This window comes from Moorena producens PAL-8-15-08-1 (assembly GCF_001767235.1).
In the GTDB taxonomy this organism is placed as follows: domain Bacteria; phylum Cyanobacteriota; class Cyanobacteriia; order Cyanobacteriales; family Coleofasciculaceae; genus Moorena; species Moorena producens_A.
Map to the genome: position 1 here is coordinate 9,305,685 of NZ_CP017599.1, position 11,046 is coordinate 9,316,730.

General features: G+C 41.5%; 9 protein-coding genes and 1 pseudogene. 3 read left to right on the forward strand and 7 right to left on the reverse strand.

The window, feature by feature from the left end; translation table 11 throughout:
- Positions 1–37: 37 nt before the first annotated feature.
- Positions 38–913 (reverse strand): annotated as a pseudogene (locus BJP34_RS34140) (Rpn family recombination-promoting nuclease/putative transposase).
- Between the two features lie 806 nt (positions 914–1,719).
- Between BJP34_RS34140 and BJP34_RS34145 the strand changes: the two are divergent.
- Both BJP34_RS34145 and BJP34_RS34150 read left to right on the forward strand, forming a co-directional pair.
- A complete protein-coding gene (locus BJP34_RS34145; RefSeq protein WP_149031339.1) occupies positions 1,720–2,670 on the forward strand; it encodes a hypothetical protein in 951 nt (316 codons plus the stop codon).
- Positions 2,671–2,704: 34 nt separating this feature from the next.
- A complete protein-coding gene (locus BJP34_RS34150; protein WP_083305492.1) occupies positions 2,705–5,548 on the forward strand; it encodes a CHAT domain-containing protein in 2,844 nt (947 codons plus the stop codon).
- On the opposite strand, the gene BJP34_RS49820 is transcribed toward BJP34_RS34150, so the two are convergent.
- From BJP34_RS49820 to BJP34_RS45210, 4 genes are all read right to left on the reverse strand, one after another.
- On the reverse strand, positions 5,503–5,628 hold the full coding sequence (locus tag BJP34_RS49820) for a hypothetical protein (protein WP_267876440.1): 126 nt from the start codon (positions 5,626–5,628) through the stop codon (positions 5,503–5,505). The genes BJP34_RS34150 and BJP34_RS49820 overlap by 46 nt on opposite strands.
- A 322-nt stretch (positions 5,629–5,950) precedes the next feature.
- A complete protein-coding gene (locus BJP34_RS45205) occupies positions 5,951–6,118 on the reverse strand; it encodes a hypothetical protein (protein ID WP_158517636.1) in 168 nt (55 codons plus the stop codon).
- A 582-nt stretch (positions 6,119–6,700) separates the two neighbouring features.
- Entirely contained in the window at positions 6,701–7,588 is an 888-nt protein-coding gene (locus BJP34_RS34160) for an Rpn family recombination-promoting nuclease/putative transposase (RefSeq protein WP_070396177.1), read from the reverse strand.
- 25 nt (positions 7,589–7,613) lie between these two features.
- The gene (locus tag BJP34_RS45210) at positions 7,614–7,781 is read right to left on the reverse strand and encodes a hypothetical protein (RefSeq protein WP_158517637.1); all 168 of its coding nucleotides are present in this window, start codon (positions 7,779–7,781) and stop codon (positions 7,614–7,616) included.
- 624 nt (positions 7,782–8,405) lie between these two features.
- Between BJP34_RS45210 and BJP34_RS34165 the strand changes: the two genes are divergently transcribed.
- Positions 8,406–8,810 (forward strand): AIR synthase-related protein, encoded by a 405-nt coding sequence (locus BJP34_RS34165; RefSeq protein ID WP_229424163.1) that lies wholly within the window; start codon positions 8,406–8,408, stop codon positions 8,808–8,810.
- A gap of 70 nt (positions 8,811–8,880) precedes the next feature.
- Here the strand turns inward: BJP34_RS34165 and BJP34_RS34170 are convergent, their stop codons facing one another.
- Both BJP34_RS34170 and BJP34_RS34175 read right to left on the reverse strand, forming a co-directional pair.
- Positions 8,881–9,828, reverse strand: coding sequence for an Rpn family recombination-promoting nuclease/putative transposase (locus BJP34_RS34170; RefSeq protein WP_070396179.1), 948 nt, complete (start codon positions 9,826–9,828; stop codon positions 8,881–8,883).
- Between the two features lie 246 nt (positions 9,829–10,074).
- Complete coding sequence (locus tag BJP34_RS34175) at positions 10,075–10,998, reverse strand: Rpn family recombination-promoting nuclease/putative transposase (RefSeq protein ID WP_070396180.1); 924 nt, start codon at positions 10,996–10,998, stop codon at positions 10,075–10,077.
- Positions 10,999–11,046: the final 48 nt, after the last annotated feature.

Here is an 11,046-nt window from a genome sequence, read left to right on the forward strand (position 1 = left end):
TCTAAATTCTTCATTAGTCTATTGCCTTTTGAATTGTTCAGCGAAGCTTCCTAATTTCCTCTACAGGTATGCCAGTAGTTTGGCTAATCGTTTCATCATCCAAAAGAGGCAGAAGTTGGCGTGCAATTGCTTGGGCTTTTTCTTTCTCCCCTTCTTCTCTCCCTTGTTTCATTCCTTCTTCTATTCCTTGTTTCATTCCTTGTTTCTCAGCAAATATAATCAGCCCTTGTTGGTCATGAATAAACATTTATCGTTTTCCTAGTTCCTCCAACTCCTTCCTGGTTAAGTTCGCCTGAGACGCAATCCCAAATGCCTGTTGAAACTCTGGGAGTTGTGCCATTTTATCTGGGACTGTATCTAAGGAAGGGGCATTTTTTAAAAAATACATCCACAACTCATCCAATTCTTCTAACTCCTCCAACTGCTTCTCAAACTTCGGTAACTCTACAAACAATAATTGTAAGTAATTTTCTACGTAGCTGATGTTGGTACTTTTTTCTCGGAACTCAAAATGATTAATTACCTGATTATTCTCAGGAAACATAATAAAATCGGTAATGGTCAGAGCAATCACTGGTTTGAGATAACGGTAGCCTTCCCCTTTACCTAATTGTAGTGAGTAAGCTTTAGCTGCGTTATACAAAACTCGACGAGCAAAAGACTCTACCTGCAAAACCTGCATTTCAATAATCACTAGAGAACCATCCCTCAGCTTAGCTTTCACATCGAGGAAAGAGTCTTTGAGGATTGGCAGAGGAGAAGACTGATAAGGATCAATAATTTCCAAATCTTGGATGAGAGGTTGATTGTGATAGACAAGAGCATTCAGGAAGCTAATCAGAATCGGCTTACTTTCCTGGGAGGCAAAGATTTTTTGAAAGGCAAAGTCGGTTTTGGGGCTGATGAATTTCATGGCTGAGATGGGGCTGAGGGTGCGTTTACTCAAAGAAGTAGTAGACTACAACTATGATACAGCGGTTTGCAATTGCTGTTAGGTACAAATTGCTGGATTTTAGGGAGCAGGGAGCAGGGAGCAGGGAAGAGAGAAGAGGTAAGAGAGAAGAGGTAAGAGGGAAAAAAATCCTGTTGAGCTTACAGTCCCCATCTCCCCACCCTTGCCACACTTACTTTCTTTTTTACAACTATGATATCGACCCTACTCCTCCTCTTATTCTTCCCTAATCCAACGCCAAATCAACAAGCAAAGATTCAACACTATGATTAGGTTTGCATCAAGGAATAAAGCTAGTAACTTCACAATAAACTCTATGAATATCAAAATTTTTCGGTTGCGATTAGTCTTTTTGGTCATAGCCATGATTGTCAATATAAATGGTTCTGACTTCTAGCCTATTGACTAAAAAAATAGGTGTATAGGGCTTTGATATAAAAAACTGGAACGGTATTTATTGGAAAATATAATCAAATAAAAACTGAACTTTTAAATATGAATAAATAAACTAAAATAATCGAAAATAAAAATAAATAAAAATTTGTAATCAGCTAACACAATTACCAATCTACATGGCAGAATTTAAGTAAGCAAAAATGTAAGCATTCAGTCGGTCACAGGCTGGAAGCCTGTGCCACAAAGCTGAGGCTAGAAGCTTATAAGAGTTAAGTATTACAGGCTGGAAGCCTGTTCTACCTCTTGCCTCTTGCCTCTTGCCTTCCCCTCCTGGGAGGGGTTAGGGGTGGGTTCCTCTTGCCTCTTGCCTTTTGCCTTTTGCCTACTCCCTACTCCCTACTCCCTGCTCCCTGCTCCCTGCTCCCTTTCTTAGGATAAATACCATGACCAACCAACAATCTCAACAACAACAGTTCATTGAATACATCTCTGACCAGATTTTCCCGATATCCAAAACCTCCGAAACCCAAAAAGTATGCTTTCAACTGCGTTTTAGTCCTGACAACTGGCAAGAAGAGAATGTCGAGATTGCTCGCAAAATGGACACAAAACTGGGAGCGTTTAATGAACAGAGCATTAATGCTACCCTGGCCGAAGTACTGAAAAAGCTGAAAAAGCAGTTTGGGGAGGAAATGGCAAAACATGGGGTAAATTGGGAGCATAAACGAGGAAGACCAGCGGATGAAAAACAATCACCCTGGCGAATTGCTTATGGCTGGTTATGGGAGCATAAATTTCCTTACTGGCAAATGGATGGGCTTTGGCAAGACCTAATTCAAAAAGCTGCATCCCCTTACCGTTGGCTTCGTTTTACTCCAGATCCTATTTACAACAAAGGCTTGGTTGTACCCCGAGGCAAGAAGCCTGTAATTGGTTTAAACATTCCCTACCATATGCATGTGGAGCTAGATTGTGACCAACAGCATCTGTTGTTATTAAATCGCGGTTTAGATACCAACTATGTAGTTTGTCCTTCCCAAGCTTTTGCTCCAGTTAATCGACTCAAAGATAAGACAATGCTGATGCCTCAGTCAGGGGCAATGTGTGAAGAGATAAAATTTGATAGGGTAGGGCAAGAAGAGTTTCTGGCTATTGTCTTAGACGATTCCTTAGATTTTCCTTGGTTAACGCCTAATCAAGAAGAACCAGCTCCCATTTGGAATCTCGAACGGCTTAAGGAATTGTGGACAAGGTTGGGAGAAGATAGCAATAATTGGCAAGCATTTTATCGCTCTTTCGAGGTAGTAGAAGCATCTGCTTAGAATTAGGTAACAGGAAACAGAATAGGAAAATACTATGGACGAACAACGATTTGAAGCTTATTTAAACCTGATCCAACAACTGCTACAATGCCCTGGAAAAGAAGATAAAATACTGCAGGCCAACCAAGAACTAGTGAATTGGGAGTTGGTGCAGATCATGGAAGCAGTAGCAGCACAAATGGAAGAGGATGGAGATAACAATGCCAATTGGTTGCGAAGTTTTGCTCAGAAATTAACTGCAGTTTCTTTGGAAGACTATTTCAATTTCCTAATGTCCATCGTGCAGGCAGTCGGAACTTACCCTAGCCGTCAATCAGTTTACCCTCTACTGCAAGATAACATCAATAATTTAAATGAAGAATTAGGGCAAATGCTGCATTTTTTTGCAATAACAAAATTTCCAGTATTTTATAAAAAATACCCTAAATATTTTGCTCAAGTTATTGGAAATTTTTGTAATTTAGTTCAACATTATTTTACTCTAGATAATATAGCCATTAACCTAGAAATTGCCATGGCTAGTTATGAAAGTTTTATAACATTATTTACCTTGGAGGCATTGCCCCAACAATGGGCAAAGACTCAAAACAACATCGGAAATGCCTACTCTGATGATAGAATCAATGGAGATACAGCCGATAATATCGAACAAGCCATCAGTGCTTCTAAAAATAACCTACAAATCTTTAGCAAGTCCGCATTTCCCCAAATTTGGGCAATCTTCCAAAACCATCTTGGCTTTGCCTACTGTGTAAGAATAAAAGGAGAGAAAGCAGATAATATCGAACAAGCCATCGCTCATTCTAGAAATGCCCTAGAAATCTATACTCCAGCAAACTTCCCTCTCCACTGTCTGCAAACAGCTAGCAATTTAGGTAACGTTGCTCTGGAAAATAACAATTGGCAACTAGCTATCGAAGGCTACGCCCTAGCTATCCAAGCGGTAGAACAAAGCCGGAGTTGGGCAATTGATGAGGAGCGTCGCCAACAGATTCTTGCTGATTCCATTTACGTATATGGCAACATAGTACAAGCTTGCCTCAACTTAGGAGAAATCGAGAAAGCAGTGGAATATACTGAACGTTCTCGTGCCCAAGGCTTGGTAGATATGATGGCTAGTAATGAACTCTACCAAGGGGGAGAAATTGCCTCAGAACTAGAACAGCTTTTGCTGGACTACGAGGAATTGCAACGGCGTATCAATGCCCTCCGTTTTGGTTCTGCTTCGGAGGCTGTTCCAGTTTTGGCAGGAACTCCTAATAAAACCATGTCATTAGGAATGGGAGTGAAACAATTTGATCAATCCTTGACTAGGGAAGCTTTATTAAAATACGAGAAGGAAATCCAAGCATTAGAGGCACAAAAACAGCAAGTTTGGCAACAGCTGCGCTACTATGACCCGGTTTTGGCAGGACAAATTCAAGTGGATCATCTCGATTGGCAGCAAATCCAGCAGTTAATCCAGGAACCAACGACTGCTCTGCTCAGTTTTTACACAACAAGGGAGGATACCCATATTTTTATCCTACGTAAGGATCGCAGTCCTCAAGTTTTTACTTGTGTAGGCCAGGGGTGGGATAAGTTACAGAATTGGATTGGACTAAACTGGTTCAATCCCTATCTTGAGGCACAAAGTGAATGGAAACAGAACATGGGGGATTTTCTTGAGGAACTTGCTGAGCGCTTGCAGTTGCAGGAGCTGGTGGCAAAATATCTGACTGGGATTGAGGAGTTGATTATTGTGCCTCATCTACGTTTGCATCAGATTCCTTTTGCGGCGTTGCCGATTGTGGATCCCCCCCAGCCCCCCTTAATAAGGGGGGAGCAAGAGGATTTATTACCCTTAAAAACAGGGGAGCAAGAGGGTTTATCACCAGCAGAGCAAGAGGGTTTATTACCAGAAAATGCCGCAATCGTCCCCCCCTTGTTAAGGGGGGTTAGGGGGGATCTTCCCCAAACTCGGGGTATGGTCTTAGGCAGCAAACCCTCCAAACCCTCTGCCACTAAACCTGTTACCAACACTACTTATTTATGCGATCGCTTTCGTATTCGCTTGGTTCCCAGTTGCCAAATCCTCCACTATTGCCACCAACGCCCAGTAATTGAAGGTCAGGAAATGGGTATAGTCGAAGATGCGACGGAGGATCTGCCCTTTGCCAGTTTTGAATGCAAAACCCTGGCCGAAATGTATCAGGTTCCTGCTGAGCAGCGCTTACAAGGACGGAATGCCACGGTCAAATCATACCAAACCTTAGGCCAGCAAGTGCATATCCTCCACTCCAGCCATCATGCCGAATCTAACCCCAACCCGTTGGAATCTCAGTTAAGGTTAGGAGATGGTTCCCTTACCCTGGGTCAACTCTTAACTCCTGGTTGGCGCATGCCCAATCTTTCCGAAGTTTTTGCTTCAGCCTGCGAGGTTAATTTCACTGTTACCAAACTTACTGATGACTTGCTTAGTCTAGCTACCGGTTTTCTATGTGCTGGAGCCAGGAGTGTGGTTAGTACCCAGTGGTCTGTAGATGATTTGGCCAGTGCTTTATTAGCGATTTTTTACTACGATGGCCGCAGGTCAGGGATGAGCCGCTCCCAAGCACTACAGCAAGGGCAAATTAAATTGCGCAATTTAACGGGAAAGGAGTTTGCTGATAACTATCAGGCTCAGTTAAGGGAACATCTGGAACAAAAGTTAACGGAAGCCAATACTGCTAAACAGAATGCTAAGGATCAGGGAGATCAGGAAGAGTTTGATAAGTGGATCACAATTGTCGATAAATTCGAGATACAGCGAAAGCGTTTGGAGTCTTTGAGTAAGAAGGATTTTCCTTTTGCTCATCCTTTCTTTTGGGCTGGTTTTGTTTCCCAAGGAATGGCGTAACGGAAGGGAGTAGGGAGTAGGGAGTAGGGAGTAGGGAACAGGGAACAGGGAACAGGGAACAGGGAACAGGAAAAAACCAATTTAAATGCGCATCAGCTTAACCTACCCTTCGGGAACGCCAAAGGCGAACAACCAACTAACCTTAAACCTGCTAACCAAAAAAAAGTAGCCGCAGAAATACTTTCTACGGCTAGGATTTTTCGACTATGCACTCAATTTTCTCAGCAATCCAATCCTGATCGGATGTGATTGGCTTTTGGCCAGGGGGGAAACCCCCCCAGAAATTTAGCGATGCAGCGCGGTCTTGGGGAGGCAGTGCGGTCTTGGGGGTTCCCCCCGGAGACGAAACCTGATTACGTTGAGCCTTTATGGTTGGTCGGCTATGCACAAAAGGGGTAAAACTTATTGATTAAGGCTCAACTGTCTTACGGTAACTTCTAACCATGAGCAACTGCCGTGGTTTCCCCCATGAGCGACTGCATCAAGACAAGGTGTTAACGCCAAATCCAATATCTGGTGATCATCGTAATATATTCGTCTGGAGTTCCAGTGGGCTGAAGAGGACCCCATTCCGAAATTTGGATATAGCCGAGGGCATTCAAGATATAGGCGGTATGGGTGATTTGCTGGCGAGACCCTTTCAAAATATACGGAACAATGAATCCGTTTGAGTTATTGTTTGAATTGGGCTGAGAGTTTTGAGTCATAGTCGAGAAATTGTTTTTGAATTTTATACTGTAATCATAATGATTATATTTAAATTTGTCAAGGAAAATTAAGAATTAAGAATTAAGAATTAAGAATTGAGAATTAAGAATTGAGAATTAAGAATTAAGAATTAAGAATTGAGATCCTGTAGGGTGGGCAAAAGGTTAGCACAGATCAGCTGTAGGGAAAACTCTAGGAGTTTTGCCCACTAAAACGTCCGATCCTGTAGGGTGGGCAAGGTAATTGGTCAACCCAAGGGCTCCAACCAATTTATTTCCCCTTGCCCACCCTACAAAACTGTGGTGCGTTACGGGACGGACTGTCCCCATACTGGCTACTGATAAAACCAGGGTGAGTCCGTCCCTAACACACCCTACCCAACTAAAAATTCATTCTTCATTCTTCATTCTAAATTCTTCATTAGTCTATTGCCTTTTGACTTGTTCAGCGAAGCTTCCTAATTTCCTCTACAGGTATGCCAGTAGTTTGGCTAATCGTTTCATCATCCAAAAGAGGCAGAAGTTGGCGTGCAATTGTTTGGGCTTTTTCTTTCTCCCCTTCTTCTCTCCCTTGTTTCATTCCTTTTTCTCTTCCTTGTTTCATTCCTTTTTCTTTACCTTGTTTTTCAGCAAATATAATCAGCCCTTGTTGGTCATGAATAAACATTTCTCGTTTTCCTAGTTCCTCCAACTCCTTCCTGGTTAAGTTCGCCTGAGAAGCAATCCCAAATGCCTGTTGAAACTCTGGTAGTTGTGCCATTTTCTCTGGGACTGTATCTAAGGAAGGGGCATTTTTTAAAAAATACATCCACAACTCATCCAATTCTTCTAACTCCTCCAACTGCTTCTCAAACTTCGGTAACTCTACAAACAATAATTGTAAGTAATTTTCTACGTAGCTGATGTTGGTACTTTTTTCTCGGAACTCAAAATGATTAATTACCTGATTATTCTCAGGAAACATAATAAAATCGGTAATGGTCAGAGCAATCACTGGTTTGAGATAACGGTAGCCTTCCCCTTTACCTAATTGTAGTGAGTAAGCTTTAGCTGCGTTATACAAAACTCGACGAGCAAAAGACTCTACCTGCAAAACCTGCATTTCAATAATCACTAGAGAACCATCCCTCAGCTTAGCTTTCACATCGAGGAAAGAGTCTTTGAGGATTGGCAGAGGAGAAGACTGATAAGGATCAATAATTTCTAAATCTTCGATGAGAGGTTGATTGTGATAGACAAGAGCATTGAGGAAGCTAATCAGAATCGGCTTACTTTCCTGGGAGGCAAAGATTTTTTTAAAGGCAAAGTCGGTTTTGGGGCTGATGAATTTCATGGCTGAGATTGGGCTGAGGGTGCGTTTACTCAAAGAAGTAGTAGACTACAACTATAGCAATTCTAAGACTTGTGAGGTACAAATATCTAGGTTTTAGGGAGCAGGGAGCAGGGAGCAGGGAGTAGGTAAGAGGGAGCAGGTAAGAGGGAGCAGGTAAGAGGGAAAAAAATCCTGTTGAGCTTACACTCCCCATCTCCCCACCCTTGCCACATTTACTTTCTTTTTTACAACTATGATATCGACCCTACTCCTCCTCCTCTTCCTTTAGCCAACGCCAAATTAATAAGCAAAGATTCAAGACTATGATTAGGTTTGCATCAAGGAATAAAGCTAGTAACTCCACAACGAACTCTATTAATAGCCAACGTTTTCGGTTGGGATTAGTCTTTTTGGTCATGGCCATGATTTTCAAGGTAAATGCTTCTGACCTCTAATCTATTGACTAAAAAAATAGGTGTATAGGAGTTTGATATAAATATTTGGGACGGTATTGACTGGAAAGTATGACTAAATAAAACTAGGCATTTTAATCAAAATAAATAGAAATTAATCAACTAAAATAGTCTAAAATAAAAACAAATAAAAGTTGGTGATTAGCTAACACAATTTCAAATCTACATGGCAGAATTTAAGTAAGCAAAAATTTAGCAAGTGCTTTGTTACGGGATGGACTTTCCCAACAATAGCTACCGATTAAATCAGAGTGAGCCTTTTGGTGGTGCGTTACGGGACGGACTTTGCCAACACTGACTACCAATAAAATCAAGGCGAGTCCGTCTTATCACGCACCCTACGCAACTGTGCTTCCCTTGCTGATTTGGTACTAGACCTAACCCAAAGTGGGATCGAAATTCACTGTATGCGGGATCTGACTCGTGGTGGTTTGGCCAGTGCTTTAAACGAAATTGCCCTTGGGGCTAATCTTGGCATCCATATTGATGAAAGTCTGATTCCAGTCAAGGAAGATTTACAAGGAGCCTGTGAAATTCTGGGGTTCGATCCGCTTTATGTGGCCAATGAAGGTCGATTTGTGGTTATTTTACCGGAGCAAGAGTCACAAAAGGGTTTGGAGATTATGCGATCGCACTCCTTGGGAAAAGATGCTGGTTTAATTGGCAAGGTAACAGACGAGAATTCCAGTCTAGTCACTATGCAGAGTAAAATTGGTGCAACCAGGGTCGTGGATCTGTTAAGCGGTCAACAATTACCACGTATCTGCTAATAGGTCAGGTTGTGGGATATGAAAACTGGGCAATTCCAGGACTTCAAGGGGTATCAAGATGGGTAGGAGTTTATAAAGATTCAATCTCTTCCCGAGAAAGTTGGGTGATGTTCATAATAGTCTCCACATCTAAACCTTGTTCCCGGCAGGAACGTGCTATCGCTATTTTTTCTTCTTTTTTTCCTTGTTGGATACCTTGTTGAAGACCTTGTTCGATCCCCTCTTGTTTTCCTTGTTGGATACCTTTTTCCATACCTCGAATTTCTGCCTGTTCCACTTGCCATCTCGTCTCAAACTCTTGGGTACTGAGTATACTGGCTTCGTCACGCTTATTTTTTAGGTAACGCTCGTAAGCTGCTCTTTCTTGTTCTGATAAATTAGTGACTCGCAGCGCCTCCTTCGCTTCTTCTATTCCTTTGGCCGAAAATTCCGTTTTGATATCGCTGTTTTTGAGAAAATAAATCCATTCATCTAAGCTAGTTTTCGCTAATTCCTTAAAATTATTTACTTTCACCAGGTAGTATTCTGGGAAGATATCTGCTACTTTGTTGATGTGAAATTTGAACTCCTGAGTTTTGGTCGGTTGCAGGATATCCCCAAGATTAGCCCCAACAAACTCTCCGCGATAGGAATAAATATAGTCATCCCCCATCCCCAAGTTAAAGTAGACTATATTAATTGAATATACTTTCTTAATTTCACCATACTCTTGACCTTTTCCTAAGTATTCGGTGACTAACTTAGACGCACCGTAGAGCATACGGTGGAAATAATCGTGTTGAGGGTTGTTTTGTACTTCAATCAGGACGAGCTCGCCATCAGTAGTTTCAGCGAGAATATCAACTCGGTTGGTTTTCTCATCGAGTGTCTCTTGATTAGCTTCGCTTTCGAGAAGGGTTTTGATGGTAATATCGAAATGCAATAACTCGCTTAAAAACCCTTCCAAAACACCAAAGTTAGCTTTATTACGCAGCAGTTTTTTGATTGCCCAATCAAAGCGAATATGTGTGTCTGCCATGGTCTTGTGCTGGTGCTACTGTTCTCGATTATATCTAAATTTTACGCTGAGGATGCCCTGTGGCCACAGAACGGTGAATAGGGAAATCTTGAACGTCCTTGACCAAAATCTGGCCAGGGGAACCCTATTAAGGAAGAAAGAGTGAATGGTGAATGGTGAATGGTGAATGGTGAATGCAGAATAGTGAATGGTGAATGCAAAATGTATAATTACAAATTCTAAATTCTAAATTCTAAATTCTAAATTCTAAATTGATTCAATCTCTTCCCGAGAAAGTTGGGTGATTTTCATAATAGTCTCCACATCTAAACCTTGTTCCCTACAGGAACGGGCGATCGCTATTTTTTCTTCTTTTTTTCCTTGTTGAATACCTTCTTGTTTCCCTTGTTGGATACCTTTTTTCATACCTCGAATTTCTGCCTGTTCCACTTGCCATCTCGTCTCAAACTCTTGGGTACTGAGTATACTGGCTTCGTCACGCTTATTTTTTAGGTAACGCTCGTAAGCTGCTCTTTCTTGTTCTGATAAATTAGTGACTCGCAGCGCCTCCTTCGCTTCTTCTATTCCTTTGGCCGAAAATTCCGTTTTGATATCGCTGTTTTTGAGAAAATAAATCCATTCATCTAAGCTAGTTTTCGCTAATTCCTTAAAATTATTTACTTTCACCAGGTAGTATTCTGGGAAGATATCTGCTACTTTGTTGATGTGAAATTTGAACTCCTGAGTTTTGGTCGGTTGCAGGATATCCCCAAGATTAGCCCCAACAAACTCTCCGCGATAGGAATAAATATAGTCATCCCCCATCCCCAAGTTAAAGTAGACTATATTAATTGAATATACTTTCTTAATTTCACCATACTCTTGACCTTTTCCTAAGTATTCGGTGACTAACTTAGACGCACCGTAGAGCATACGGTGGAAATAATCGTGTTGAGGGTTGTTTTGTACTTCAATCAGGACGAGCTCGCCATCAGTAGTTTCAGCGAGAATATCAACTCGGTTGGTTTTCTCATCGAGTGTCTCTTGATTAGCTTCGCTTTCGAGAAGGGTTTTGATGGTAATATCGAAATGCAATAACTCGCTTAAAAACCCTTCCAAAACACCAAAGTTAGCTTTATTACGCAGCAGTTTTTTGATTGCCCAATCAAAGCGAATATGTGTGTCTGGCATTGTCTTGTGCTGGTGCTACTGTTCTCGATTATCTCGATTATAGGTAAA